Here is a 25,148-nt window from a genome sequence, read left to right as displayed (position 1 = left end):
CCCTGCCCTTTCTGCGCGTAAGCAGCGCGGCAGCGGGCCGACCGTCAACATCCTAGCCAATATCCCGCAGCCCGTCCCATCCGATCTGGGTCGCGCAGGCGATGGCCGTTGTCAAGCGATGGTCAGCCTGTCCCAGCCACCTGACGGACATCAAGCCAGCGCTTCGGCGCTCCGCCTCGCCTTCCACATGAGGAGCAGGACCGCTGCGAGATTCACCAGGTTCCAAGTGATGCCGTTGAGGAACGCCGCGGCGTAGGAGCCGGTGAGATCGTAGATCCAGCCCGACATCCAGCCGCCGACCGCCATGCCGAAGATCGTTGCCATCATGACGATGCCGACGCGCTGGCCGGCTTCCTTTGCCGGCATGTAGTCGCGCACGATGATCGCATAGCAGGGAACGATGCCGCCTTGCGACAGGCCGAACACCAGCGAGACCACATAGAGCGAGGCGAGCCCGTCGAAGGGAATGTAGAAGAGCAGCGACAGGCACTGCAGCGCCGAGCCGATGAGCAGCGTCTTCACCGCGCCGATGCGGTCGGCGAGGAAGCCTGAGCCGATGCGACTTACGACACCCGCCGCCAGCATGATCGACAGCATGTCGGCGCCGCGCGCGACGCCGTAGCCGAGATCCATGCAATAGGCGACGATATGCACCTGCGGCATAGCCATCGCCATGCAGCAGCCGAATCCGGCGACGACCAGAAGCATTTGCAGCGCGGCCGGCGACAGCGAGATCGGGTGAACCGGCCGGCTGCCCGGCGAGCCTTGAGCCACCTCGCGCGGCGCGCGGCGCCGCAGCATCAGCACCAGCGGCACCATGGTCACAAGGCAGATCACCCCGATCGTTGCATAGGTGAACCGCCAGCCACCGCTTTGCATCACATAGGGCATGACGGTTGGCCAGACGGCGCCGGCAAGGTAGCTGCCGGAGGCGGCCGCGGTCACCGCGACGCCACGGCGGCGATTGAACCAGTGCGAGACGTCGGCGATCAGCGGCCCGAAGATCGCCGACGTGCCGACGCCGATCAAAAGCCCCTGGACGAGGGTGAATACCAGGATCGATGTTGTGAGCGAGGCAAGAACAAAGCCCGCGCTGAGCGCCAGCGCGGAGGCAAGCGCCGGTATCCAGTAGCCCATGCGGTCGATGGCGCGTCCGACCAGCGCATTGCCGGCGGCAAAGCCGATCATCGTCGCGGTGTAAGGCATCGAGGCTGCCGCGCGATCGACGCCGAACTCGGCTTGGACGGCGGGCAGGACGACGACCACCGCCCACATGCCGGCGCCGCCTATCGTCGCCAGCAGCACCGAAACGGCAAGCCGCATCCATGCATAGCCGCTGTCGATGCCGGGGCTGTTTGCCGCGCTTCCGGAGATTGTCGTCAAGGCACTTCCTATTGCTGTTCCCGCGTCGGCGGTCCGGCACCACTATCTGCCCATTTCCCGCATCGAGCAGCGCCACGACCGGCAAATCCGTGGCTCCAGAAACTTGGAACCGGCCATGCTGCCCCGAGTTGTGCCTGAAGGGGAGTTGTGCCCCAGGAAGGAGCTTCACCATGACCGCCAGGAAGAAATGGTCGGCCGAAGTGACCAAACACAGCGATGCGCTGGATCTCGAGGAGCATGTCTTCGAATCCGACGATGCCAGGAAGATCGCCGCTTCGTTGAAGCGCTCGGCCGAGCACAGCCACCGCCGCAAGGCGGAGCCGTTCCGCTCCGCGATGTCGATGCTGAATTTCTACATCAACCGTGCCGGCAGGAATCTGCCGGAGGAGCGTAAGCGGGTGCTGGAAAAGGCCAAGGACGAGTTACGCGTCGCCTTCGGGCGCGAAAAGCAGGATTGAGGCCTGACCTGTATTCCGGCGGGCCTCAGCGCGAACGGATGACGTCGTCGGTATTGGCAAGCAGCTTGCGCACGGCGTTGCGCGCCGCATCCGGTCGCTGCAGCCGGATGTTCCTCTCGATCGCTTCGTGCAGTTTCTGGGCGTGCTGCAGGTCGTCCAGCTCGCGCGTCGTATAGGCGAAGAGATGGTCGAAGGCGGATTCGATCAGGACGCCGAGCGGCACCAGGAGATCGTTGCCCGAGGCCCGCAGAATGGCGAGGTGGAAGCGCGTGTCGGCGCGTGTGCGCTCCTGCAGGCTGGTCGCGTCGCCCATCTCGCGGCACGTTTGGCTGATCTCGGCCATCTGCTCGTCGGTGCGCCGCATCGCCGCGAAAGCGGCCGCCTCCGGCTCGATGATATGGCGGAATTCCTGCACCGTCTTCAGGAAGACCTCGCGATCCGGCGAGGTCGCGTACCAGGCGAGAACGTCGCGGTCGAGCAGGTTCCAGCGCTCCTTCGGCTCCACCCAACTGCCGATCTTTGGCCGCGACGCCAGAAGGCTCTTGGCCATCAGCATCTTGATCGCCTCGCGCACCGCGGAACGGCTGACGTCGAAGGTCTCCGACCATTTCGCTTCGTTGGGCAGGATGGTGCCAGGCGGATAGTCGCCGCGCACGATCCGAAGGCCGATTTCGCTGGCCAGCGACGTATGCACGCTGGCGCCCGGGATGCGCGGCGCATCCGGCCGGCGAACACCCGCCATACGATCGGCGGATGCCACTCTCGTCGCCCTTTTTTCGTTGTTCGGCTTTGCGTCCCGCATATATCCAGAAAGTCCGGTTTTCAGAAGCTGTCAAGCACGCCAAGGCTAGCTTTGCCGCAAGATGCCGGGATGTGCACAGCTCAGCCGGGGCTTGGCTCCCTTCACGCAGTCTTGACGTATTTGCGCCAGCTGTGTTCGGGGCGGAAACCGAGCACCTCCCGAGCTTTGCGGTTCGACAGCAGCGTCTCGAATTCACCGAGCTCGGCTTTCACCGGCACGCCCGGATAGAAACGCTTCAGCAGCTCCGCCGTCGGCAGGTCGGACGAGGTGTCGTCGTTGGCGGCGTTGAACACCTGATAGCCCAATCCGTCCTTCTCGATGGCGCGCAAGGTGATCTGGCCAAGATCGCGGGCATCGATATAGCTCCAGGCGATACGCTTGCGGAAACCCGGATCGGCGAACCATTTTGGGAACAGCGCATATTCATGCGGCTCGATGACGTTGCCGATGCGCAGCGCATAGATGTCGAAACCGCTGCGCAGCGCGAAGGCGCGCGCCGTCTTCTCGTTGACGATCTTCGACAGCGCGTAGCTGTCCATCGGATCGACGTCGTAGTCCTCATCGAGCGGGAAATGCGTCGGGTTGCGCGGTTCGTTGGCGAAGACCAGGCCGTAGGTCGTCTCGCTGGAAGCGATGATCACCTTGCGGATGCCGAGCTTCACAGCCGCCTCGATGACGTTGTAGGTGCCCATCGCGTTGATGCGGAACACCTCGTTGTCGGGTGTGATCATGATGCGCGGTATGGCGGCGAAATGCACCACGGCATCGACCGGCTGCGCCCGCAGCGACGGATCGAACTCGTGCAACCCCGCATAGCTCGACAGCGCATTGAACACCTGACCGCTGTCGGTGATATCGGTGATCAGCGTGCGCACCTTCGGGTTGTCGAGCGGCTTGGCGTCGATGTTGAGCACCTGGCAGCCATGCTCGACCAGGTACTGGACCACATGGCGGCCGGCCTTGCCGCTGCCGCCGGTGAACATGATCCGCTTCGTCATTTTGCTCTCCACATTGCACGAGAATTATGTGTATTGTCAGACAATATGGTATTCCGCAATCGCCTGCCAACCGCGATCCGCGAAAACCTTCTCCAGCAATCGCTCGCCGGCCGGTCGCGCCGGCGCCGACCATCAGGAAAAACAGGGACGAAACGACATGACCACCACCGCTGCCCGCGAAAACATCGGTTTCATCGGCCTCGGCCTGATGGGGCACGGCATCGCCAAGAACATCGTCGACAAGGGCTATCCGCTGACCTTCCTTGGCCGCAAGAACCGCAAGCCGGCGGAAGACCTGATCGGCCGCGGCGCCAAAGAAGCATCGACTTCTCGCGAGGTGGCGGCGGCGTCCGATATCGTCTTCATCTGCGTCACCGGCTCGCGCGAGGTGGAGGCGATCATACGTGGCCCCGGCGGGCTGAAGGAAGGCTTGAAGGAAGGCTCGGTGGTCGTCGATTGCTCGACATCCGACCCGGTCTCCACCATGGCGCTCGCCGCCGAGCTCGAGGCGCTCGACGTCGACTATGTCGACGCGCCGCTCAGCCGCACGCCGAAGGAGGCCTGGGAAGGCACGCTCGATGCCATGGTCGGCGCGCCCGACGCGGTGTTCGCCAGGCTGAAGCCGGTGATCGAGACCTGGGCCGGCCGCATCGTCCATATCGGCGACACCGGCGACGGCCATCGCATGAAGTTGCTCAACAATTTCATCTCGCTGGGCTACGCGGCGATCTATTCGGAGGCGCTTGCCTTGGCGCAGAAGGTCGGCATCTCGCCGCCGCGCTTCGACAGCGTCATCCGCAACGGCCGCATGGACTGCGGTTTCTATCAGACCTTCATGCGCTGGACGCTGGAGGGCGATCGCGACGCGCACAAATTCTCCATCGCCAATGCCTTCAAGGATCTGACCTATCTGGAATCGATGGCGGGCGCTGCCGGCATTGCCAACCCGCTGGGCAACGCCACCAAGAACTCGTTCGCGACCGCCTTCGCCGCCGGACCGGCCGACCAGTATGTGCCGATGCTGGCGACCCATGTCGGCAAGCTCAACGGCGTCGACCTGATGCCGTCGAAGGACGGCGTGAAGCAGAAGATCTGACGCCCGCCGGGCGAGTCCTCACCGCCGCGACCGCCCGATCACCTCGTCGGTGTTGGCGAGCAGCTTGTGCACCGCGCTTCTCGCGGCGGCGGGGCGCTGCAGGCGGATGTTCCGCTCGATCGCCTCGTGCAGGGACTGGGCCCGCCGCTGGTCGCTGTGTTCGCGCGTGACGAAGACGAAGAGATGGTCGAGCGCCGACTCGATCAGCACGCCGAGCGGCACCAAAAGCTCGTTGCCCGAGGCGCGCAGGATGGCGATATGGAACCGCGTATCGGCGCGCGTGCGCTCCTGGAAATGCATCGCCTCCCCCATCTCGCGGCAGGCCTGGCTGATCTCGATCATCTGCTCGTCGGAGCGCCGCGTCGCCGCGAAGGCTGCCGCCTCCGGTTCGATGATGTGGCGGAACTCCTGCACCGTCCTCAGGAACACTTCGCGATCGGGCGACGTCGCGTACCAGGCGAGCACGTCGCGGTCGAGCAGGTTCCACCGCTCCCTTGGCTCGACCCAGCTGCCGATCTTCGGCCGCGAGGAGAGCAGGCTCTTGGCCATCAGCATCTTGATCGCTTCGCGCACTGCCGAGCGGCTGACGTTGAAGGTTTCCGACCATTTGGCTTCGTTGGGCAGGATGGTGCCGGGAGGGTAGTCGCCGCGCACGATCCTGAGGCCGATCTCGCCCGCCAGCGAGGCATGCACGCTGAGGCCGGCGATCCGCGTCGCCTCGGGCCTGCGGATCGTAGCCGGCTGGACCGGTTCGGCCAGGCGCTTCCCTGACTTTTCTCGTGGCATCCGCGTTCCGGTGCCTCCCGTCGCGGGCAGAGGCCGCCCGCAATCATCCGCCAAGAAATTTCGGGCGCACGAAGGCCCTCGCCTGTTACCGGAGGCAAAGGCCGCGTTCATGGTCCAAGCGGAAAAGGGTGAAGGGGCGCCCACGAGGGGCGCCCCAGCTATCGAAGCTTACTTCTGGATGCAGGTGTCGACCGTATCCTTGGTGCATTCGTCGAGGCCGGTGAAGACCGGATCGTCGACCTTCTTGCCGCCGATGAGGTCGAGCATCACCGAAGGCGCCTTGTAGCCCATTTCGAACGGCCGCTGGCCGACCAGCGCGGTCACCAGCCCGTCCTTGGCGATCGCCACTTCGTCGCCGATGGTATCGGCGGCGCCGATGGCGAACTCGTTCTTGGCGATCTTCTCGGCCATCGGCTTGAACAGGTCGCGATAGGGCTGCGGAGCGCCGAACAGCGGCCAGCCGCCCATGATGCCGAAAGCGTCGAGCTTCGGATTTGCGGCGAGGATGTCGGTCATCGCCTGAACGCCCTTGGCGCCGTCGTCATTGGTGAACACCGGGCAGCCGGCCACTTCGGTCCAGCCGCCCTCGCCCTTCAACTCCGACAGGCCTTCCTTGCCCGACAGCGCATCGCGCATGCCCTGCGCGCGGCGCAGGATGTTGTCGGCCGCGGCATTGCCTTCGATGGTGCAGATCGTGCCGCCATTCGGCTTGGCCTTCTTGATGTATTCGCCGATGCGCTTGCCCATCAGATAGTTGTCGGTGCCGAGATAGGTCTTGCGCAGCGCCGCATCTTCCTTGGTCAGGTCCGCGTCGACCGTCATGATCGGGATCGACGGATTGGCGCTCTTGATCGTCTGCGCGATCAGCGGCGCATTGGACGGCGAGATCGCCATCGCCGCCGTATCCGGCTTGCTCAGCATGTCCTGCACGATCTGGGCTTCGCCGGCCTCGTCCGAGGTCGATGCCGGACCGGTGTAGAAGCATTCATATTCGGAACTGGCGTTTTCCTTGTTCCATTTCTCGCAGCCCTGGTGGATGGCTTCGAAGAACGGGTTGTCGAGACCCTTCACGACAATGACGAGTTGTTTCTTGGCCAAAGCCGGCCCGGCGCCCAACGCCATGGCGGCGACGGCGGCGAGCAAAAGTGATTTCCTCATATCATCTCCTCCCTTGAAAACAGACGGACACGACGTGTCCGCCACACCGATCGGCCCGGATGCAAGGAACACGGCAATCACCTTGAATGCTCGTGTCTTAAACCGGTCCGATAAGCATTTGCCGATCCGTTCCAGCTCGATGAACGCTGGCCTTGCCGGATCCTGACCAAACCCCGCCAGCCGCCTCCATCGGGCGGCGGTCTTGCGAGGACAAGCCCTTCCTCCAACGCTAGCTAATAACGGCTCGCAGCTAACGTCAATTCCTATTTGTCCTACAAAACCGATTTTTCGACGAGATCCGAAATTAATCGTCCGACAGTTGATTGACGCCCATGCAGGCTTTCGCCTAAATGCACCGATCGCACCCGCTCGGGAGGAGTTGGACGTGCGAGGCCCATGCGGCGCCGGCATCGATGACGGCGCTCGTGGAACGGAAACGGGGAGGCTTAAGGCTGGTGTCGGTTCTCGAACTCGCCAACATCTCGAAGCATTTCGGCGCCATCCAGGCGGTGAACGACGTCTCGTTCACGCTGCAGGCCGGCGAGGTCGTCGGCCTGATGGGCGACAACGGCGCCGGCAAGTCGACGCTGGTCAAGATGATCGCCGGCAACTTCCGCCCGAGCCATGGCACGATGCGCATGGACGACAAGGAGTTGATCCTACACAAGCCGGCCGAGGCCCGCCAGCACGGCATAGAGATCGTCCACCAGGACCTGGCGCTCTGCAACAATCTGACGGCCGCCGCCAATGTCTATCTCGGGCGGGAACTCCGCCGCGGCATCGGCCCGTTCCGCATTCTCGACTATGCCGCGATGTACAGGCGCGCCGGCCAGCTCTTCGCCGAACTGAAATCCGAGACGCGGCCGCGAGACCTCGTCAAGCAGATGTCGGGCGGTCAGCGCCAGGCGGTGGCGATCGCCCGCACCATGCTGTCGCAGGCCAAGATCGTGCTGATGGACGAGCCGACCGCGGCGATCTCGGTACGGCAGGTCGCCGAAGTGCTGAACCTGATCCGCCATTTGCGCGATCAGGGCATCGCCGTCGTGCTGATCAGCCACCGCATGCCCGACGTCTTCGACGTCGCCGACCGCGTCATCGTCATGCGTCGCGGCCGCAAGGTCGCCGACAAGAAAATCGCCTCGAGCTCGCCCGAGGAAGTCACGGGGCTGATCACCGGGGCCATCGAACAGGTGGCATGACAGCACTGATCCGGAACTCGCGCCGCTGGCGCGCTTCACCTTTGGCAGGAAAGGTCGATAATGGCAGTCACACTTGACCAGACGATCGCGCAGAAGCAGCACACCTTCCTGTCGCGCATGCTGTCCAGCCAGACCTTCTGGGTGGTGATCGCGGTCATCCTTGCCTGCCTCTTCCTGTCCCTTGCCACGGATTCCTTCGCCACGTCGAAGAACATCTTCAACATCACCCGCAACGTCACCTTCGTTGCAATCATCGCGCTCGGCATGACCTTCGTCATCATCACCGGTGGCATCGACCTGTCGGTCGGCTCGGTGCTGTGCCTGTGCTCGATGGTGCTTGCCGTCACGATGCATGCCGGTTACGGCATCGTCACCGGCATTGGCGTCTCGATTGCCACCGCACTCATTATCGGTGCCTTCAACGGCGTCCTTATCGCCTATCTCGACTTTCCGCCTTTCGTGGTGACGCTCGGCATGCTCTCGGTCGCCCGCAGCCTCGCCATGGTCGCCTCCAACAACACCGTCGTTTTCCAGTTTGGACCGGATCACGACAAGCTGCTCGCTCTGGGCGGCGGCGCATGGGTGTTCGGCATCGCCAACCCGGTGCTCTATATGATCCTTCTGGCGCTGCTTACGGGCTTCACCCTGCGCTGGACCAAGTTCGGCCGGCATATCTTCGCCATCGGCGGCAATGAGCACGCGGCGACGCTGACCGGCGTTCCGGTGCGCCAGATCAAGGTCGCGGTCTATATGATCTCGGCGCTTTCCGCCGGTCTCGCCGGCATCATCCAGACCGGCTGGCTCGGCGCCGTCACCACCAATATCGGCACCGGCATGGAGCTCCAGGTGATCGCCGCCACCGTCATCGGCGGCGCCAATCTCGCCGGCGGCGTCGGGACGGCTCTGGGTGCCGTCGTCGGCGCCGCGCTGATCGAAGTAATCCGCAACAGCCTAGGCCTGCTCGGCATCAACGCTTTCTGGCAAGGCACCTTCATCGGCGGCGCGATCATCCTGGCCGTGCTGTTCGACCGCATCCGCAACTTCCGGCGCAGCGACTAAGGCGCAACTTTCCCTTCTCCCCTTGTGGGAGAAGGTGGATCGGCGCGCAGCGCCGAGACGGATGAGGGGTGTTCCAGCGGAGTGAGACGCTGGCTTTCCCTGGAGCACCCCTCATCCGTCGCCTTCGGCGACACCTTCTCCCACAAGGGGAGAAGGGCCGCCCCATATCGCTCAGTCTGAAAATCCATTTTCGGCATCGGAAGCACAGTTTCCATGGCATTCCGCCTGCCTTGACGTGGCCGCACCCCGGCCGCAAAATCCCCCAGCAGGCGAAGGGAGGCCAGTCGCCTGCGGGAGGAAGTATACCCATGACGGACGCGATCAGGCTCTATTGGGGCCGGTTCGGACATGTCTCTGTCCTGAATGTCGCCAACGACTTCGTCACCCATGCCCATGGCGAGGCGCATCTCATCATCTGGCTGGAAGGCACCGCCGGCGAAATGACGATCGGCCGCGAGACGGTGCGGCTCGGACCGACCACCGCCGCCGGCATCAACTCGTTTCAGCCCCACAGCCATGCCCTTTCTCATGACGGCAGGCCCGGCCTGTTCCTCGCCTTCTACATCGATCCCGACTGGGCTCGCCGGCGCCGTGATCTGCCCTCGTCGGCGCCGCTGTTCGCGCAGGCGGCAATCACGCTGGAGCCGTGGCTGCATCAGGCGGCGGCAAACCTGCTCGATCATCTGAGCGACAATGAAAGCATCGACGATGTCGCCAACTACGAGATCGAGCGCTTCATCGACAGCGTGCTCGATGCGGCCGATGCTTCGGCGCCCCAGGCAGCGCGGGCTCGCGTCAACACGATGCTCGATTTCCGCGTCCGCAAGGCGATCCAGCTGATGAAGGCCAATGTCTGCGAGCGCATCTCCTTCGATGACGTGGCGCGCAGCGTCGGCCTGTCGAGACCGCATTTCTTCGCGCTGTTCAAGGAACAGACCAATTTGACGCCGAACGTCTACTGGAACACGCTGCGAATGGAGGAAGCCGTGCGCCAGCTGCAGTGGTCGCAGGAACCGCTGATCTCGGTCGCCTGCAATCTCGGCTTCACCACGCAGGGCAATTTCTCACGCTTCTTCCGCGACCATGTCGGCGTGCCGCCGACGCTTTATCGCGAAGCGGCCCGGGCGATGTCCTGAGCCGCTGAAGCGCGCCATTTTTCAGACTGATTGATAGGCGCGCAAGACGCGTTGATAAGCGCATCCGGCCGGCCGCCCTAGTCTTCTTCCCATCTTGGCAAGGGAGCGAGCATATGGCGAAAGTCACCATTTCCAGCGTCATCGACGCGCCGGTCGAACAGGTCTGGGCACGCATCCGCGACTTCAACGGCCTGCCGAGCTGGCACCCGCGCATGGTGGAAAGCCATATCGAGGACGGCAAGGACCCCACGACGATCGGCTGCGTGCGCAACTTCCAATTGGTCAGCGGCGCGCGGCTGCGCGAGAAGCTGCTCGACTTCTCCGACGAGAATTTCCTGGTCAGCTACTCGATCCTCGAAACGCCGCAGCCGCTCACCAATCACCAGGCAACGCTGCAATTGCGGCGCGTGACCGATGGCAACCGCACCTATGCCGAATGGACCGCGAGCTTCGACGCTGCTCCGGAAGAAGCCGACAAGCTGGCCGAAGGCATGGGCGCCAATGTCTTCCAGGGCGGCTTCAATGCCCTGAAGGCCCATTTCGCCGGCAACAGCTAAATCGGGGAGCGCGACATGTCGCTTGCGTTGCAGACTTTTCCGACGGTGAAAGACGCCAATGCGGCCCTGCAGGCGTCCGGCACCCGCTATCTCGGCGGCGGCACGCTGGTGGTTCGCGCCGCCAATGAGGGCGACGTTTCCGTCTCCGACCTTGTGCGCGTCGCCGACCCCGATCTTGCGCGGATCGCCGTTTCCGGCGGCAAGGTAAAGCTCGGCGCCTCCGTCACCATGGCGGCGATCGCCCGCCACCCGGAACTTGCCGCGCTCGCGCCGGCCGCGCGCGCCGTCGGCGGGCCGGCGATCCGCAACATGGCGACCGTCGGCGGCAATCTGTTTGCCCCCGCTCCCTACGGCGATTTCGCCGTAGCGCTGCTGGCGCTGGACGCCGCGGTTGTCACTGCGAACGGCGAAATGCCGATCGAGACCTTCCTGGCGGGCCGCGATCGCAGCCGCGCCATCGTCGCCGCCGTCGAGTTTTCCTTGCCCAAGACGGAGAGCTTCCGCTTCCTGAAAGTGTCGCGGGTCAAGCCGAAGGGCATCTCGGTGCTGAGCATTGCCGCGCTCCTGCAGCGCTCCGCCGACGGCACCGTGGCCTCGGCAAGCATCGCGCTGGGCTGCATGGCGGACCGGCCGATGCGCGCCAAGGCGGCTGAGAATGCGCTGCTCGGTTGCAAGCTCACGTCCGAAGAGATCGCGCCGGCGCTTGCTGCCGCGGGCGAAGGCATCACACCGATCACCGACCCGATCGCCAGCGCCTGGTATCGCGCCGAGGTTCTGCCGGTCCATCTCGGGCGACTGTTGCTGAGCTAACGCTTGTCGCCCAAAAGTGCGCAGCGGTTTTGGGCGACAAGCACCAAAATAAGTCCGTGGGGGACGCGCGTCTGTCCGGTTATCCGGGCAGGCGCGCAAGGAGGAAAAATGGCGAAGGTCCCGGTTCAGTTCACGCTCAACGGCTCCGAAAAGGCCGAATTCATCGAGAGCGGCACGACGCTGCTCCATGCGCTGCGCAACAAGATCGGCGATACCTCGCCGAAAGGCGGCTGCCACCAAGGCACCTGCGGCGCCTGCTCCGTGATCATCGACGGCGAATTGAGGCTTTCCTGCCTGACGCTGGCGGAAACCTGCAACGGCGCCGAGATCGAAACCGCCGCCGGCCTTGCCGAAGGCGGCGTCCTGCATCCGCTGCAGCGCGCTTTCCTCGACGCCTTCGCCACGCAATGCGGCTTCTGCACGCCGGGCATGATCATTGCCGCCAAGGTGCTGCTCGACCATACACCCAACCCCAGCCGTGAGGACGTGGTCGAGGCACTCTCCGGCAACATCTGCCGCTGCACCGGCTACGAGCCGATCATCCAGGCGGTGCTGGCCGCCACGCGCGCCAACTCGCAGAACGCCGCCTGAGGATCACTATCATGGAACTGCGCAAGGACTACTTTGCCGATGTCCGCAAGGACGGCCTCAACGAGATCGGCCAGCCGCGGCCGCGCCTCGACTCGCCAGGACATGTCACCGGCAAGACCGCCTATTTCGCCGACCGCAACTTCCCCGGCATGCTGCATCTGAAAATGGTGCGCAGCCCGCACCACCATGCCCGCATCCGCTCGATCGACACATCGGAAGCGGAAAAGCATCCGGGCGTGGTGAGGGTGCTGACCGCCAGGGACGTGCCGCACAATGTTTACACCATCCTGATCCTGATCCAGATCGGCCCGGAGGACGAGACCGTGCTTGCCGACGGCAAGGTGCGCTGGAAGGGCGAGGCCGTGGTGGCGGTGCTGGCCGAGACCGAACGGGCGGCGCTGGAAGCCGCCGCCAAGGTCAGGGTCGACTACGAGGTTCTGCCGGCCGTGTTCGACATGGAGGAGGCGCTGAAGCCCGGCGCGCCGGTCGTCAACGAATATCACGGCCAGAACTACTACCTCTATGACAGCGGCGAGTGCCGCAAGGTGCGCTTCGGCGATGTCGAGGCAGGCTTTGCCCAGGCCGACCACATTCTCGAGCAGACCTACCAGTCCTCGCCGATCGAGCACGCCCCGACCGAGACCACCGGCTGCGTGGTGGCGCCCGAGGGCAACGACCGCTTCACCTGCTACACCAACACCCAGGCGATGTTCTTCACCCTCGACAATGCCTCGATCATCCTGCAGATGCCGGGCTCGAAGCTGCATTTCGTCGGCGGCACGGTCGGCGGCGGCTTCGGCGGCAAGGTCGACGTCATCGTCGAGCCGATCGCCATCCTCGCCGCCAAGCTCACCGGACGGCCGGTCTCCTTCATCTACAGCCGCGAGGAGGAGATGCAGATCTCCTCGCCGCGTGCGGCTGAAAAAGTCGTCATCAAGGACGGCGTGATGAAGGACGGCCGCATCGTCGCGCGCAAGGTGATCGGCTACACCGATGCCGGCGCCTATTCGCGCCATTCGCCCTACGGGGCGCAGAAGGGCGCCGCGCACTATCCCGGGCCCTACACGATCCCCAACGTCTGGATCGACACCTACTGCGTCTACACCAACCGCACGCCTTCGTCCGCCATGCGCGGCTTCGGCGTCACCATCGGCGACTTCGCGCTGGAGGTGCAGATGGATAAGCTGGCGCGGCTGATCGGCATGGATCCGTTCGAGTTCCGCTTCATCAACGCCTATCGCGACGGCGACATGAAGGCGCATCGCCAGCCGACCGAAGGCGCGGCGCTGATCGAATGCATGCAGGAAACCTCGCGCGCCGCCAACTGGCCGGTGGCGGAAAAATACATGGCGATGTCCTCCTACAGGAAGGGAGCGTGAGATGGCGATCCGGCGTGGACGCGGCGTCGCCGCGATCAACTATCCGACCGGCATGAATCTCGGCGGCGACCCGACCCAGGCGCTGGTCCATTCGACGCCGACCGGCAATTTCATGGTCACGCTTTCCAGCGTCGATCTCGGCCAGGGCATGAAGCAGATCATGGCGCAGATCTGCGCCGAGACGATCGGCGTGCCGACCGACCGCGTCGTCATCGACACCGCCGACACCGACACCGGCCCGCATTGCATGGGCACCTTCGCTTCGCGCGGCACGCACCGCGCCGGCAACGCCGTCATCCAGGCGGCCAAGGAAGCCCGCCAGGTGATGCTGGAAGTGGCGGCGGAAGAGCTGGAGGTGAATGCCTCGGACCTCGAGACCGACGGCCAGGGCAACATTTTGGTCAAGGGTGCCCCGCAAAGATCGATCTCGATCTTCGACGTCGCCTTGTCGGCGCATTTCAAGCGTGGCCGCTCGATCTCCGGCCGCGGCATGTTCTTGATCCCGCGCTCCTATCCGGAGAAGGAAACCGGCGCGATGAAGCCCTCCACCTGCTACGCCCATGCCTGCACGGTGGCCGAGGTCGAGGTCGACGACGAGACCGGCGAGGTGACGGTGCTTAACGTGAAGAACGTCTTCGAGATCGGCCGCGCCCTCAACCCGAAGATGGTCGAGCAGCAGTTGGTCGGCGGCTCCTGGATGGGCATCAGCCACGCGCTCTACGAGACGACCGAGCCCTATTATCCAAACCGCGACCATGGCGGCACCGACTTCAACCAGTATCTGATGCCTGGCCCCGGCGATCTCGCCGAAACCGAGATCATCGTGCTGGAGCGTCCTTCCGCCGACGGCCCGTTCGGCGCCAAGGGTCCGGGCGAGATGTGCGCCAACCCGCAGATCCCGGCGGTTGCCAATGCCGTCTTCGACGCGGTCGGCGTTCGCATCGACACTTTGCCGATCACGCCCGAACGCATCCTGCGGGCGTTGAAGGCGCAGGCCGCGGGCTGACCGCAAGATGACCCGCGTCAACGCAGTAGATGTCGCGGCTTCCCCGGAGGCGGTCGCCGCGCGCCTTGCCGCTTCGCGCTATCTGGCGGATGACAGCCTTGCCACCGCGATCTTCCTGGCGATCCGCTTGGGCAAGCCGCTGTTGCTCGAAGGCGCGCCGGGCGTCGGCAAGACCGAGGCGGCGAAGGCGATCGCCGAACTGCTCGGCCGCGAGCTTGTGCGGCTGCAATGCTACGAAGGCATCGACGCCGCGCACGCGCTCTACGAATGGAACTACCAGCGCCAGCTGCTCGCCATCCGCCATGCCGGCGAGCACGAGATCGACATCTATGACGATCGTTTCCTGATCGCGCGGCCGTTGCTGCAAGTCTTGCGCGCGCCGGACCAGCGCGTGCTCCTGGTCGACGAGATCGACCGCTCGGACCATGAATTCGAGGCGTTGCTCCTGGAGTTCCTCTCCGATTTCCAGATCAGCATTCCCGAGCGCGGCACCATCCGCGCCGCGACCCAGCCCATCGTCATCCTGACTTCGAACCGAACCCGGGAACTTGCCGAGGCACTGCGCCGGCGCTGCGTCTATCACTGGATCGGCTATCCCGACGCCCAGCGCGAGGCGGAGATCATCATGCTGCGCGCCGGCGATGTCGCCGAGGCGGCCGCGCGCGCCGTGGCGAGGGCCGTGCAGCAGATCCGCGCGCGCCCGCTGGCCAAGCCGCCGGGCATCGCGGAGGCCGTCGAATGGGCGAATGCCGCGACCATCCTGGAAAAAGGCGGCAGCCCCTGGCCGCAAGCCTTCCGCCGCGCCATCGGCGTGCTGATCAAGGACGAGGAGGATATGGCTGCAATCGCGCCCGAGCTGAACCAAATCGTCGAGGAGGCGCTGGCGTGAGCCGCGACCTCGACAATCCCTTCTCCCCGTTTACGGGGAGAAGGTGCCCCGAAGGGGCGGATGAGGGGCAGCGCCATGCCAAGCAGAACTCAGCGCCGCCCCTCACCTGCCTGCCGGCATCCTCTCCCCGTAAACGGGGAGAGGAGAGCTTGCCTCGCGCCGCCGCACCCTTCCTCGGTTTCGCCCGGCTGCTGCGCCGCCACGCCTTCGCCATTGCGCCCGAACAGGTCACCAGCTTCATGCAAGCGATCACCCTGCTCAGCCCGCGCTCGATGAACGACATCCGCGAGGCAGCGCTTGCGACGCTTGCCCCCTCGCCCGATCGCCGCGGCGAATTCGAAGCGCATTTCCGCAGCTATTTCTATGGCGACGCCAAGCCTTCGATCGAAGGCGAAGAGGACGATGAAACGCGCATCAAGGACGATCGCGGCACACGTCAGCAGGAAAGCCTGACCGTTCGCCAGGAGAAAGGCGGCGAGCTGTCCTCGGCACTCGAACAGTTGAGCAGCCGCGATTTCCAGCGCGACGCCGATGGACTCGGCCAGTTTCGCCGCAAGCTCGCTTCCGCCCTGCCCGCGCGTCGTTCCTTCCGCACCATGCGCACCCGCTCGCGCGGCACGCTCGATCTCAGGCGCTCGCTCAGCGAAATCGTCAGCGCCGACGGCGACATCCCCTCGCCGCTGCTGCGCCGCCGGCAGGCCGTACCGCGAAAACTGCTCCTGCTCATCGATGTCTCCGGCTCGATGAAGCTGCACACCGCCGACTACCTCAAGCTTGCGCATGCGGCGGTGCAAGGCGCTGACCGCGCCGAAGTCTTCACCTTCGGCACCCGGCTCACCCGCATCACCTCGGCGCTGCGCATCCGTGGCCGCGATCAAGCGCTGGCCCGCGCAGCAGCGCTCGTCGACGACTGGGACGGCGGCACCCGCATGGGACCGACCTTGCTCACCTTCCTGTCGGTGCCGCGCTTTTCAGCCTTCGCGCGCGGCGCGGCGGTGGTGATCCTTTCGGACGCGCTGGAGCGCGGCGACCATGCCGACCTCGAAACCGCGATACGGCGGCTTAGTGCCCGCGCCTTCCGGCTGTCGCTGGCGACGCCGCTTGCCGGCGACCCGCGTTTCCGCCCGGCGACGGCAGCACTTCGCGCCATCCTGCCGCTGCTCGACGACCTGGTCGACGGCTCTTCGGTCAGAAGCCTGACCGACTTCATCCTGTCGCTCGCCCGCCCCGCTCGGGCGGCCGAAACCATCTGGAAAAGGGTATCGTGATGCAGAAAGCGATCGACGCGCATTTCCACATCTGGCGCCAGAAGGACCAGCCCTGGCTGGTTGGGCCGATGGTGCCGCGCATCTTCGGCCCTTACGAGCCGATCCGTCGCGACTATCCGATCGGCGAATTCCTCGACGACCAGGAAGGTTCCAGCGTCGAGAAGGCCGTCTATGTCCAGACCAACTGGGCCAAGGAGGATTTCGAGAAGGAAGTAGCCTTCCTGCAGAAGACGGCGGAGGAAACCGGCTGGCCGCATGCCGTCGTCGGCTATGCCGACATGACGGTCGACGATGTCCGCCCGCAGATCGACCGATTGATGAAATATCCGTTGCTGCGCGGCCTGCGCATGCAGCTCCACTGGCACGAGACGCCTGCCTTCCGCTTCGCCGCCTCGGCCGACCAGGTGGTCGATCCCAAGGTTCGTGCCAATGTGGCGCGGCTGAAGGACTACGGCTTATCGTTCGACCTGCAGCTCTTTCCAGCACAAATGAAGGACGGACTGACGCTGGTCGGCGAAAACCCGCAGACCAATTTCATCCTCACCCATGCCGGCATGCTGACCGGCATGGAGCCTGAAACGACTGAAGCTTGGAAGACCGGCCTGCGCACGCTTTCTGCTGCTCCGAATTTCTACGCCAAGCTATCGGGCCTCGGCACCTTCGTGCATCGCAACGATCCGGACCTCATCGCCTACATCGTCGACAACGCGATCGAAATCCTCGGCAGCGACCGCCTGATGTTCGGCTCGAACTTCCCGATCGAGAAGCTTTGGACCAGCCACGCCGAGCTGATCAAGGCGCACCGCGCCGCGGTGGCCAGGCACGGGCCCAAGGCCGAGGCGGATATTTTCTGGAACACGGCGGAGAAGGTCTATCGGCCGGTGTAGCGTAATGCCTGCTGCCACCTTGGAAGCGCGTGGCCGCTCACAATGAGCGGCCGAAGGCTTGAACCATGTGCTGTTTGGCACCGATGCTGACCGGTCCCGCCATCCGTATTGGCTCGAAGCCACGCGCCTGCCAAAAGCCAAGAGCTTGCACGTTTTCCGTGATCACGCCGAGCTCTACTCGTTGGACATGCTGAGACTTCAACCAGGTGAACAACCCGTCGCAAAGCGCTCGCGCCAGGCCTCTTCCGCGAAGGGCTTTGTCGATCATGAGCAAAGCGATCCACCAGCACCCCACGCTCGGATAGTCGCGGTCACAGGCTAGCAAGCCGACAAGTTGGCCGTCGTCGGCTGCTCTTAGCCCGAACACGAACTTGTCGGCTTCCGTCCGGCTCGGTGGAAAGTTCTCGAATTCCTCGCTCGCGCTGGCGGGATCGGGGGGTTGGCCGCGTTCCAGCTCGATATAGTCCGAGCAAGCCTGATACAGCGGCGCCAGCCGTGGAGCGTCAGTTCCAATCAGGCCTTCGATTTCGTATCCGGAAAGCGAGATTGGGAATTTTGTCGTTTTATCCACGGAAGTCTGACCTCCACCCGCATGGACGTCATTTCGCCATCAAATGCCCCGAGACCTCGGCGCCGTGCCTGGCGCGTCGCCATCGGCACGGGCCGGGACACGGCCTCGTTGTCGGGAATGCTTGTCATGACGCGCTGGTTGAACAGCATTAATCCGGTTCAGTCCAGAACTTATCCAACAAACTTCCTTGCCGGCCCTCCGCCTGTTATGGATGAGCGCGGGCCGGCCGAGGGGAATGCATGAAGCCCATCTATATCGACTACCTCAACGCTCTCGATATCGAAGCGCTGGCGATGAGCGACGCCGAGATCATCGGCGCCGTCGAAGCCGGGCTGGTCGCGCAAGGCAAGGGCCAGACGGTGATCGAGCCGCGCGTCCATCTCGAGCCCGACCCGTCCTTCCACGGCCATTTCAACGTGCTGCGCGGCTACGTGGCGCCGCTCGATGCGGCCGGCGTGAAGGTCGTCGGCGACTATGTCGACAACTACCTGCACGGTCTGCCGTCCGAATTCGGCATCCTCAACCTCTTCGACCCGCGCACCGGCACGCCGCGCGCCATCCTCGACGCCACCGTCATCACCGACGTGCGCACCGGCGCGGTCACCGCCATCGGCGCCAAGCATCTGGCGAAGAAGTCATCCAAGGTGCTCGGCCATATCGGCGCGCGCGGCACCGCCTACTGGAATGTGCGCCTGCTGGATCACCTCTTCGATTTCGACGAGATCCGCGTCCATTCGCGCCGGCCGGAAAGCCGCGACGCTTTCGCCGCCAAGCTTGCCGCCGACCTCGGCAAGCCGGTCATGGCCGTGGCCGACTGGAAGAGCTGCGTCGAAGGCGCGGACATCGTCGTAGAGGCCTCGCGGCTGCCGGAGCCGCAACCATTGCTCAAGACCGAATGGGTCAAGCGGGGCGCGCTGGTCGTGCCCTACGGCACGATGAGCGCGGTCGAGCTGTCGCTCACCGAGATCATGCAAAAGATCGTCGTCGACGACTGGGGTCAGTGCAAAGGCGGCAAGTTCGGCTCGCTGCGCGCCCATGTCGAGACGGGGCGGCTGAGCGAGGCGACGCTGCATGCCGAGCTCGGCCAGATCGCCGCTGGCCTCAAAGCCGGACGCCAAAGCGACGGCGAGACGATCCTGTTTTGGCACCGCGGCCTGTCGCTATCCGACATCGCGCTCGGCAAGGCGATGCTGGCCAAGGCCGCGGACAAGGGCATCGGCCAGAGGCTGCGCTTCGCATGACCCCCCTCGTTCTCACCGGCGCCGGGGTCAGCATAGAGGACGTTGCCGCCGTCGCGCGCAATGCAGGAAAGGTCGAGGTCACGCCCGCCGTCATCGAACGGCTGGGCAAGGCGCGCAAGGTGCTCGACGAGGCCGCCGCCGGCGGTCAGCAGATCTACGGGCTGAACACCGGCTTAGGCGCCAATCTCGGCACGACGGTCGAAGGCGATGCCGGCGCGTTCCAGCGCCAGCTTCTCGACGGACGCGGTGCCGCGGTGGGAAACGCATTGCCGACCCAGCTCGTACGCGCGGCGATGTTCGCCCGCATCGCCATGCTTTCGGCGGGCGGCTCCGGTCTCTCGCCGCATGTCTTCACCGCGCTCGTCGATGTGCTCAACGCCGGCGTCCATCCGGTGATGCCTTCGCTCGGCTCCATCGGCGCCGGCGACCTGGTGCTGATGACGGCGATCGCCCACACGCTGATCGGCGAAGGCGATGCCGACTATCAGAGCAGGCGCATGCCTTCGGCAAAGGCGCTGATGATGGCACGCCTTGCCCCAGTCAGCCTGGCACCCAAGGACGGCCTGTCGCTGATCAACGCTTCCGCCGTCTCCACCGGCGCCGGCGCGCTGGCGCTCACCGATGCGCTCTCGGCGTTGGAACAGCAACAACAGGCCGGTGCGCTCACCATGGAGGCGCTGGGCGCCAACCGCACCATCCTCGATCCCCGCCTGCACTTGGCGCGGCCTGCTGCCTGCCAGCAGGTTGCGGCGAAGGCGTTGCGCGATCTGCTGGCGCGCGATGAGGCGCCGGCGCCGACGACCATCCAGGATCCGCTGTCGATCCGCTGCATGCCCTCGATCCACGGCGCGCTGATCCAGGCGATCGATCACGCCAGGCTCGCGGTCGAAATCGAGCTCAACGCCGCCGCCGACAACCCGCTGGTGCTGGTCGAAGACTCGCTCGTGCTGTCGACCGGCAATTTCCACACCGCATCGCTGGCGCTGGCCTTCGAGACGCTGGGGCTGGCGATCGCCCAATGCGCCGCAGCGTCCGCCGCCCGCTTCATCCAGCTCACCGGCGCAACCCGCCACGGTCTGCCGAAATATCTGTCGCCGGTAGGCGGCGCCTCTGCCGGCTTCGTGCCGCTGCAGAAGACGGTAACGGCGATACTGGCTGGCATCCGCCACAAGGCCAATCCGGTGATGCTCGACTTCCTGCCCGTGTCCGAGGGCGTCGAAGACCACGCCACGCAGACGCCGCTTGCCGTCGCCAAATGCGCCGAGATGATCGTGCTGTGGCGGCGCCTGATCGCCTTCGAGCTGATGGCGGCGGCGCAGGCGGTCGACCTGCGCGAAGGCCTCACGCTGGCGCCCGCTACCGGCGTTATCCATGCGGCTGTACGCGCCCATGTGCCGACCCTCAAGGAAGACCGGCCGCTCGGCCCCAATGCCGACACGCTCCACGCCGCGCTCGCCGACGGGACCTGGCGGGCCTAATGCTGGATTAAGCTGTTCTTTCAGAGCTTTCCGTCTATCCTCTTCATGAAGAGGGTGAGTTCGTCCGGATCCATATGCACGATGTGCCTGTCTTCCGGATAGGCGCCGCTGTTGACGTCGGCGACGTATTCGGAAAACGCCGCGATGCGCTCGGCCTGCAGCCGGTCGTACTCGGCGGCGAAGTTGCGATAGACCTTCGAGTGGCGCGGCATGTGGCCGCGATTGGTGCCGAGAATGTCTTCCGCAAACAGGTATTGGGCATCGCAGCCGGTTCCCGCGCCCATCGACAGCATGATCAGCGAGGTGCGCTCGGAGATCGCCTTCGCCACCTCGACCGGCACCACCTCGATCTCGGCCCCGATCGCGCCGGCCGCCTCCAGCTGCTTCACCGCCTCGAACACTTGCATGGCCGTATCGGCGGTCTTGCCGACCGCCTTGAAGCCGCCGGTCCAGGTCGCGCGGGAAGGAATGAGCCCGACATGGCCGATGACGGGAATCGCATCGTCGGCCATGCGCTTGATCGTGGCGTAGCCGGCGCTGCAATAGACGGCATCCGCGCCGGCCTTGTAGAGCCGGAACGACCAGCGCAGGAAATCGTCCGCCGTGCCGATCTCGAAGAAATTTTCGCCCGGCATGGTGAAAAGGCTGGGTGCGGCATCGCGATATTGCGGATTGAGCACCAGCTCCGGCGGTACCGAGACGATGTCGATGCCGGCCCGTTCGGCGGCCTCCGCTTCGTCCAGCGTCAGCACGCGCAGCATGGTCAGCTGCCGCTTGCCCTTCATGGCGCGCAGGTCGGCGACGGTCGGTCTCTTTCGGCTCATCGGTATATTCCTGTTTTACTTGGCTAACGGCTCTCAGCCGATCTCGATCATCACCTTGCCGGCCTCGACTTTGACCGGATAGATCTTGAGGTTGACGCATACCGGCGCGCCCTTGGCCTGACCGGTCTTGTAGTTGAAGCGTCCATTGTGCTTGGGGCATTCGATGATGTCGTCCATCACCAGCCCATCGGCCAGATGCGCTTTTTCATGCGTGCAAAAGCCGTCGGTGGCGAAGAACTCGTCGTCGGGCGAGCGGTAGATCGCGAAGGTGCGGCCGCCGTGGTCGAAGCGGATCACGTCCTCCTCGTCCACGTCGCCCACCGCGCATGCTTCGACCCACTCCGCCATCGTCTTTCTCCGGATTGCTGCGCGACGCCTATTCGGCAGCCGCTGCCGTCATATCGAGCTCGTGAAATTCGCCACGATAGGGCTTGGCCGTCGGCGGCAGCTCGCGCTTGAGGTAGTAGTCCTCGTATTTCAGCTGTCTGAGCAGCACCGGCCACACCTCGCGATAGGCGTGCCACATCGACGGGTTCGGCACCGGCAAATCGTGCTTGATCAGCTCGTGCAGCTTCGGCAGCGCGTGGTAGGGCACCATCGGGAACATGTGATGCTCCACATGGTAGTTCATGTTCCAGTAGATGAACCGGCTGAGCGGGTTCATATAGACGGTGCGCGAGTTGAGCCGGTGGTCGATGACATTGTCGGCAAGGCCGATATGCTGCAGCAGGCCGGTCAGCACCATGTGCCAAGTGCCGTAGAGGCGCGGCAGGCCGATCAGCACCATCGGTATCCATGATCCAAGCGCGATCGCGACAAAGATCGTCGCGGCATACACGACCATGTGCCAGCGCGCCGCGACCACCGCCTTGTGCCGCTCCATCTCCGGGATGTAGCTCGTCTCGTCATCCGACAGCTTGCCGAGGGCCTGGCGCACCAGTGTCGGCAGCGAATAGCGGAAGTCGAGGACGCCGGTGAAGGCAAGCGCCGCCTTCAAGAGGTCCGGCGGTCGCATCACGGCGATCTCGGCGTCGCGGCCGACAATGATGGTGTCGGTGTGGTGGCGGGCATGGCTCCAGCGCCACTGCACCGGATTGCGCATCAGCATGAACGAGGCGATCTGGTAGACGACGTCGTTCATCCAGCGCGTGCGGAACGCGGTGCCGTGGCCGCATTCGTGCCAGCGCGAGTCGCTCGAAGAGCCATAGAGCACGCCGTAGACGAACAGGAACGGCACCACCCACCACGTGCCCCAGAACCAGACGATGCCGGCGGCCGAGCCCAGGATCGCTGCAATCCAGATGACGGTGTCGCGGATCGCCGGCCCGTCGGAGCGCTGCATCAGCTCCTTCATAGTCTTGCGCGGCACGTCGGTGTGGTACCACTCGGCCGATGCGAGCCCGGTCTCGATCGCAAGCCGGGTGCTTTCGCCGACAAGGCTGTAGTCGCGCTTCGTCCCGGCGGCCGTCGTCATCGTCGCTTCCCCCGCCGGCTCTCAAAGACCGTTGGCGCGGAATTTCCCGTCCAGAAATGTCTTGGCGCGCGGCACGTCGTCTTCCGTCAGATGCTCGATGATCACCGGAATATTCGGGTGCTTCTCGCTGAGCCGCGTGAGATAGAGGTCGTAGTTGAGCGCGCCGAGCCCCGGCGCCGGCAATTCGATCTCGCCGACGCCCCGGAAGGTCAGCCCTTCATGCGCATCCGCGTCGCCGATATCGGCATGCTTTTCCGTCTTGTCGCTGCCCGAGCGCTTCACGTCCTTGGCATGCGCGATTTTGATCTTGTCGGTCAGCGTGTCGAAGACCTGGTTCAGCACCTGATCCATGCGGTCGATATTGTGCGCCTCGAAATAATTGGTCGGATCCATCAACAAGCCTAATCCTGGGTGATCCACCTGCGCGAACATCCTGACCGTCTCCTCGACCGAACCGACGACGTTGTTGACATAGGTCTCGAGCAGGAACACCGCGCCGTGGTCGTAAGCCGTCTGCGCAAGATCCGAGATCACCTTTCGGCATTCCTCGAAGCCTTCCTCGGTCTTGTTCTTCGGGTGATGCACCCAGTCGGACTCGGTGTTGTAGGTGCCGGTCTCGGAGATCACGTAAGGGCTGCCGAATTCACGTGCATTGCGGATGATCTCCTTCAGATAGGCAAGCCGCTTCTCACGCTCGGCTTTGTCCGGATGAATGATGTTGGTGTAGCCGGACACGCAGCAGACCGGCAGATTGTAGTCGCGGAACGTGTCGCGCACCGTCCTTGCCTTGTTCCTGGTGATCTGCCCGGCCGAGAGATCGATATCCTTGAAATGCAGGTCGAGCTGCACGGTATTGAAACCCAGCGCGCGGATTCGCCTGGCGACTTCCTCGACCTCGTAGGGAAAATAGCCTGTGAAGATACCTGCCTGCATCATGAGGTGAACTCCTCCGGGTAAGCGATTCCGCCGTCGTGCCTTTGGCTTTCTCAGTCGACGCGGACTTCGGAGAGCTTGATGGTACGGCCCTCCGCCATCGAGCGGTAGCCGGCCTCGACCAGCGCCATGGTCTTGACATTGTCGGCAACGGACAGCGCCGGCGGCGTGCCGGTCTTCAGAGCGTATTGCAATTGCTCCATGACGCCGATGAATGCATGCGGGAACCACATCGTCTCCCAGCTTGGGCTGACCCATTTTCCACCGGTCGTCTCGGTCGAGGCGTAAGTCAGCGTCGATGCGACGCCCTTTGGCCAGCCGATGGTGCCCTTGGCAACACCCTTGGCGCCATCGACGCGCCAGTTGATGTGCTGGTCGTCCTGATAACCTTGCTCACGCGGGCCTGACCAGACGTCCTCCAGCGACACGGCGAGTACGCCGGAGGGAAATCTGAGCGTGGAAACGGTGATGCCGTCGACATGCTCAAACCGAGTGCGCGGATCCTTGCGCGCCTGTGTGGTGATCTCATCGGGATCGCCGAATAGAAAGCGCAGCACGTCGAGATGGTGCACGCTCATATTGGCGAGCGTCAGCCGATCGTAATCGGCAAGGAAGGTTTGCCAATGCGGGATCGCGTGCATGTCGATCTCGGCAAAGACGATCTCGCCCAGCGCCCCGCTGTCGATGATCTGCTTCAGGACGCGCATCGACTGGTCGTAGCGCATGTTCTGGTTGACCGAGAGTATCTTGTCGGAGGCCGCCGCCTCGTCGCGCAGCTTGACCGCCTCCTCCACCGACAGCGCCAGCGGCTTCTGCGCCAGGATCGCCCTGACGTGAGGCTGTCGCAGGGCATGGCGGATCAGCGCGGGCTGCTGATCGGGCGGGAAGGCAAGGTCGACGATCTCGACGTGGCTGTCCTCGATGAGCTGTTCCGGCGTATCGTGAACGGTGTCGATGCCCCAGCGAGCGGCGACCTTTTCGGCATTCGCCCGCGTGCGCGAAGCAAGTGCGACCACCGGAAAGCCAGCCTCATGGTAAGCGGCAAGATGGCATTCCGCCATGATCATGCCGGCCCCAATGCAGCCGATCCGGTATTCTCTGGTGCGAACCTTCACATCCGGTTCGAAACCCGTGCTCGCCATCCATTCCTCCCGTCGAGGACTGG

General features: G+C 64.4%; 26 protein-coding genes. 15 read left to right on the top strand and 11 right to left on the bottom strand.

Annotated elements, in window-relative coordinates; genetic code table 11:
• Positions 1-150: 150 nt before the first annotated feature.
• Positions 151-1,323 carry an MFS transporter gene (locus QAZ22_RS15885; protein ID WP_278207859.1) on the bottom strand — a complete coding sequence of 391 codons (1,173 nt, stop codon included), beginning with the start codon at positions 1,321-1,323 and terminating at the stop codon, positions 151-153.
• Positions 1,324-1,553: 230 nt separating this feature from the next.
• Between QAZ22_RS15885 and QAZ22_RS15880 the strand changes: the two genes are divergently transcribed.
• Positions 1,554-1,841, top strand: coding sequence for a DUF3175 domain-containing protein (locus tag QAZ22_RS15880; RefSeq protein WP_278072647.1), 288 nt, complete (start codon positions 1,554-1,556; stop codon positions 1,839-1,841).
• A 25-nt stretch (positions 1,842-1,866) separates the two neighbouring features.
• Here the strand turns inward: QAZ22_RS15880 and QAZ22_RS15875 are convergent, their stop codons facing one another.
• Positions 1,867-2,643, bottom strand: coding sequence for a FadR/GntR family transcriptional regulator (locus tag QAZ22_RS15875; protein WP_278207740.1), 777 nt, complete (start codon positions 2,641-2,643; stop codon positions 1,867-1,869).
• 101 nt (positions 2,644-2,744) lie between these two features.
• Entirely contained in the window at positions 2,745-3,641 is an 897-nt protein-coding gene (locus QAZ22_RS15870) for an NAD(P)-dependent oxidoreductase (protein WP_278207739.1), read from the bottom strand.
• Between the two features lie 157 nt (positions 3,642-3,798).
• Here QAZ22_RS15870 and QAZ22_RS15865 point away from each other — a divergent pair, with 157 nt between their 5' ends.
• On the top strand, positions 3,799-4,737 hold the full coding sequence (locus QAZ22_RS15865; RefSeq protein WP_278207738.1) for an NAD(P)-dependent oxidoreductase: 939 nt from the start codon (positions 3,799-3,801) through the stop codon (positions 4,735-4,737).
• A gap of 18 nt (positions 4,738-4,755) precedes the next feature.
• Here the strand turns inward: QAZ22_RS15865 and QAZ22_RS15860 are convergent, their stop codons facing one another.
• Both QAZ22_RS15860 and QAZ22_RS15855 read right to left on the bottom strand, forming a co-directional pair.
• Positions 4,756-5,523, bottom strand: a complete 768-nt coding sequence (locus tag QAZ22_RS15860) for a FadR/GntR family transcriptional regulator (RefSeq protein ID WP_278072643.1) — start codon at positions 5,521-5,523, stop codon at positions 4,756-4,758.
• A 168-nt stretch (positions 5,524-5,691) separates the two neighbouring features.
• Positions 5,692-6,681 carry a sugar-binding protein gene (locus tag QAZ22_RS15855; protein WP_278207737.1) on the bottom strand — a complete coding sequence of 330 codons (990 nt, stop codon included), beginning with the start codon at positions 6,679-6,681 and terminating at the stop codon, positions 5,692-5,694.
• 455 nt (positions 6,682-7,136) lie between these two features.
• Here QAZ22_RS15855 and QAZ22_RS15850 point away from each other — a divergent pair, with 455 nt between their 5' ends.
• The 11 genes from QAZ22_RS15850 to QAZ22_RS15800 all read left to right on the top strand — a co-directional run bounded on the left by QAZ22_RS15850 (position 7,137) and on the right by QAZ22_RS15800 (position 17,462).
• Complete coding sequence (locus tag QAZ22_RS15850) at positions 7,137-7,880, top strand: ATP-binding cassette domain-containing protein (protein WP_278207736.1); 744 nt, start codon at positions 7,137-7,139, stop codon at positions 7,878-7,880.
• Positions 7,881-7,940: 60 nt separating this feature from the next.
• Positions 7,941-8,939, top strand: coding sequence for an ABC transporter permease (locus QAZ22_RS15845; protein ID WP_278207735.1), 999 nt, complete (start codon positions 7,941-7,943; stop codon positions 8,937-8,939).
• Between the two features lie 308 nt (positions 8,940-9,247).
• Positions 9,248-10,075 carry an AraC family transcriptional regulator gene (locus tag QAZ22_RS15840; RefSeq protein WP_278207734.1) on the top strand — a complete coding sequence of 276 codons (828 nt, stop codon included), beginning with the start codon at positions 9,248-9,250 and terminating at the stop codon, positions 10,073-10,075.
• A 113-nt stretch (positions 10,076-10,188) separates the two neighbouring features.
• On the top strand, positions 10,189-10,632 hold the full coding sequence (locus tag QAZ22_RS15835) for an SRPBCC family protein (RefSeq protein ID WP_278207733.1): 444 nt from the start codon (positions 10,189-10,191) through the stop codon (positions 10,630-10,632).
• Positions 10,633-10,647: 15 nt separating this feature from the next.
• Complete coding sequence (locus QAZ22_RS15830; protein WP_278207731.1) at positions 10,648-11,442, top strand: FAD binding domain-containing protein; 795 nt, start codon at positions 10,648-10,650, stop codon at positions 11,440-11,442.
• Between the two features lie 108 nt (positions 11,443-11,550).
• A complete protein-coding gene (locus QAZ22_RS15825; RefSeq protein WP_278207730.1) occupies positions 11,551-12,033 on the top strand; it encodes a (2Fe-2S)-binding protein in 483 nt (160 codons plus the stop codon).
• 11 nt (positions 12,034-12,044) lie between these two features.
• Complete coding sequence (locus tag QAZ22_RS15820) at positions 12,045-13,412, top strand: xanthine dehydrogenase family protein molybdopterin-binding subunit (RefSeq protein WP_278207729.1); 1,368 nt, start codon at positions 12,045-12,047, stop codon at positions 13,410-13,412.
• A 1-nt stretch (position 13,413) separates the two neighbouring features.
• Positions 13,414-14,418 (top strand): molybdopterin cofactor-binding domain-containing protein, encoded by a 1,005-nt coding sequence (locus QAZ22_RS15815; protein WP_278207728.1) that lies wholly within the window; start codon positions 13,414-13,416, stop codon positions 14,416-14,418.
• 7 nt (positions 14,419-14,425) lie between these two features.
• On the top strand, positions 14,426-15,307 hold the full coding sequence (locus QAZ22_RS15810; protein ID WP_278207727.1) for a MoxR family ATPase: 882 nt from the start codon (positions 14,426-14,428) through the stop codon (positions 15,305-15,307).
• Complete coding sequence (locus QAZ22_RS15805) at positions 15,304-16,575, top strand: VWA domain-containing protein (RefSeq protein WP_278207726.1); 1,272 nt, start codon at positions 15,304-15,306, stop codon at positions 16,573-16,575. The genes QAZ22_RS15810 and QAZ22_RS15805 overlap by 4 nt, the downstream gene beginning before the upstream one ends.
• Positions 16,575-17,462 (top strand): amidohydrolase, encoded by an 888-nt coding sequence (locus QAZ22_RS15800; protein ID WP_278207724.1) that lies wholly within the window; start codon positions 16,575-16,577, stop codon positions 17,460-17,462. Before QAZ22_RS15805 ends, QAZ22_RS15800 begins: the two co-directional genes overlap by 1 nt.
• A 37-nt stretch (positions 17,463-17,499) precedes the next feature.
• Here the strand turns inward: QAZ22_RS15800 and QAZ22_RS15795 are convergent, their stop codons facing one another.
• Positions 17,500-18,033, bottom strand: coding sequence for a GNAT family N-acetyltransferase (locus QAZ22_RS15795; RefSeq protein WP_278207723.1), 534 nt, complete (start codon positions 18,031-18,033; stop codon positions 17,500-17,502).
• A gap of 239 nt (positions 18,034-18,272) precedes the next feature.
• On the opposite strand from QAZ22_RS15795, the gene QAZ22_RS15790 reads away from it, so the two are divergent.
• Both QAZ22_RS15790 and hutH read left to right on the top strand, forming a co-directional pair.
• Complete coding sequence (locus QAZ22_RS15790; protein WP_278207722.1) at positions 18,273-19,274, top strand: ornithine cyclodeaminase family protein; 1,002 nt, start codon at positions 18,273-18,275, stop codon at positions 19,272-19,274.
• Positions 19,271-20,752, top strand: coding sequence for a histidine ammonia-lyase (hutH, locus tag QAZ22_RS15785; protein ID WP_278207720.1), 1,482 nt, complete (start codon positions 19,271-19,273; stop codon positions 20,750-20,752). The genes QAZ22_RS15790 and hutH overlap by 4 nt, the downstream gene beginning before the upstream one ends.
• Positions 20,753-20,772: 20 nt before the next feature.
• Here hutH and QAZ22_RS15780 read toward each other — a convergent pair whose 3' ends face one another.
• From QAZ22_RS15780 to QAZ22_RS15760, 5 genes are read right to left on the bottom strand one after another with little or no spacing between them, the layout of a single operon-like run.
• The gene (locus QAZ22_RS15780; protein WP_278207719.1) at positions 20,773-21,576 is read right to left on the bottom strand and encodes a 3-methyl-2-oxobutanoate hydroxymethyltransferase; all 804 of its coding nucleotides are present in this window, start codon (positions 21,574-21,576) and stop codon (positions 20,773-20,775) included.
• A gap of 33 nt (positions 21,577-21,609) precedes the next feature.
• On the bottom strand, positions 21,610-21,924 hold the full coding sequence (locus tag QAZ22_RS15775) for a MocE family 2Fe-2S type ferredoxin (RefSeq protein ID WP_278207718.1): 315 nt from the start codon (positions 21,922-21,924) through the stop codon (positions 21,610-21,612).
• A 28-nt stretch (positions 21,925-21,952) separates the two neighbouring features.
• Positions 21,953-23,050 (bottom strand): fatty acid desaturase family protein, encoded by a 1,098-nt coding sequence (locus QAZ22_RS15770; protein ID WP_278207717.1) that lies wholly within the window; start codon positions 23,048-23,050, stop codon positions 21,953-21,955.
• Positions 23,051-23,071: 21 nt separating this feature from the next.
• Positions 23,072-23,986, bottom strand: coding sequence for a sugar phosphate isomerase/epimerase (locus QAZ22_RS15765; RefSeq protein WP_278207716.1), 915 nt, complete (start codon positions 23,984-23,986; stop codon positions 23,072-23,074).
• Between the two features lie 50 nt (positions 23,987-24,036).
• Positions 24,037-25,125 carry a Gfo/Idh/MocA family oxidoreductase gene (locus QAZ22_RS15760; RefSeq protein WP_278207715.1) on the bottom strand — a complete coding sequence of 363 codons (1,089 nt, stop codon included), beginning with the start codon at positions 25,123-25,125 and terminating at the stop codon, positions 24,037-24,039.
• Between the last annotated feature and the right edge of the window lie 23 nt (positions 25,126-25,148).

Source organism: Mesorhizobium sp. WSM4906, from assembly GCF_029674625.1.
In the GTDB taxonomy this organism is placed as follows: Bacteria; Pseudomonadota; Alphaproteobacteria; order Rhizobiales; family Rhizobiaceae; genus Mesorhizobium.
The sequence above is the reverse complement of the archived record's forward strand: the minus strand, read 5'-3'. Positions and strand labels throughout refer to the sequence as shown.

Bases quoted from the DNA above. Each gene is read 5' to 3' on its own strand.
- QAZ22_RS15885 (WP_278207859.1), bottom strand. From the start codon at position 1,323: ATGCGGCTTGCCGTTTCGGTGCTGCTGGCGACGATAGGCGGCGCCGGC.
- QAZ22_RS15880 (WP_278072647.1), top strand. From the start codon at position 1,554: ATGACCGCCAGGAAGAAATGGTCGGCCGAAGTGACCAAACACAGCGAT.
- QAZ22_RS15875 (WP_278207740.1), bottom strand. From the start codon at position 2,643: ATGCGGGACGCAAAGCCGAACAACGAAAAAAGGGCGACGAGAGTGGCA.
- QAZ22_RS15870 (WP_278207739.1), bottom strand. From the start codon at position 3,641: ATGACGAAGCGGATCATGTTCACCGGCGGCAGCGGCAAGGCCGGCCGC.
- QAZ22_RS15865 (WP_278207738.1), top strand. From the start codon at position 3,799: ATGACCACCACCGCTGCCCGCGAAAACATCGGTTTCATCGGCCTCGGC.
- QAZ22_RS15860 (WP_278072643.1), bottom strand. From the start codon at position 5,523: ATGCCACGAGAAAAGTCAGGGAAGCGCCTGGCCGAACCGGTCCAGCCG.
- QAZ22_RS15855 (WP_278207737.1), bottom strand. From the start codon at position 6,681: ATGAGGAAATCACTTTTGCTCGCCGCCGTCGCCGCCATGGCGTTGGGC.
- QAZ22_RS15845 (WP_278207735.1), top strand. From the start codon at position 7,941: ATGGCAGTCACACTTGACCAGACGATCGCGCAGAAGCAGCACACCTTC.
- QAZ22_RS15840 (WP_278207734.1), top strand. From the start codon at position 9,248: ATGACGGACGCGATCAGGCTCTATTGGGGCCGGTTCGGACATGTCTCT.
- QAZ22_RS15835 (WP_278207733.1), top strand. From the start codon at position 10,189: ATGGCGAAAGTCACCATTTCCAGCGTCATCGACGCGCCGGTCGAACAG.
- QAZ22_RS15830 (WP_278207731.1), top strand. From the start codon at position 10,648: ATGTCGCTTGCGTTGCAGACTTTTCCGACGGTGAAAGACGCCAATGCG.
- QAZ22_RS15825 (WP_278207730.1), top strand. From the start codon at position 11,551: ATGGCGAAGGTCCCGGTTCAGTTCACGCTCAACGGCTCCGAAAAGGCC.
- QAZ22_RS15820 (WP_278207729.1), top strand. From the start codon at position 12,045: ATGGAACTGCGCAAGGACTACTTTGCCGATGTCCGCAAGGACGGCCTC.
- QAZ22_RS15815 (WP_278207728.1), top strand. From the start codon at position 13,414: ATGGCGATCCGGCGTGGACGCGGCGTCGCCGCGATCAACTATCCGACC.
- QAZ22_RS15810 (WP_278207727.1), top strand. From the start codon at position 14,426: ATGACCCGCGTCAACGCAGTAGATGTCGCGGCTTCCCCGGAGGCGGTC.
- QAZ22_RS15800 (WP_278207724.1), top strand. From the start codon at position 16,575: ATGCAGAAAGCGATCGACGCGCATTTCCACATCTGGCGCCAGAAGGAC.
- QAZ22_RS15790 (WP_278207722.1), top strand. From the start codon at position 18,273: ATGAAGCCCATCTATATCGACTACCTCAACGCTCTCGATATCGAAGCG.
- hutH (WP_278207720.1), top strand. From the start codon at position 19,271: ATGACCCCCCTCGTTCTCACCGGCGCCGGGGTCAGCATAGAGGACGTT.
- QAZ22_RS15780 (WP_278207719.1), bottom strand. From the start codon at position 21,576: ATGAGCCGAAAGAGACCGACCGTCGCCGACCTGCGCGCCATGAAGGGC.
- QAZ22_RS15775 (WP_278207718.1), bottom strand. From the start codon at position 21,924: ATGGCGGAGTGGGTCGAAGCATGCGCGGTGGGCGACGTGGACGAGGAG.
- QAZ22_RS15770 (WP_278207717.1), bottom strand. From the start codon at position 23,050: ATGACGACGGCCGCCGGGACGAAGCGCGACTACAGCCTTGTCGGCGAA.
- QAZ22_RS15765 (WP_278207716.1), bottom strand. From the start codon at position 23,986: ATGATGCAGGCAGGTATCTTCACAGGCTATTTTCCCTACGAGGTCGAG.
- QAZ22_RS15760 (WP_278207715.1), bottom strand. From the start codon at position 25,125: ATGGCGAGCACGGGTTTCGAACCGGATGTGAAGGTTCGCACCAGAGAA.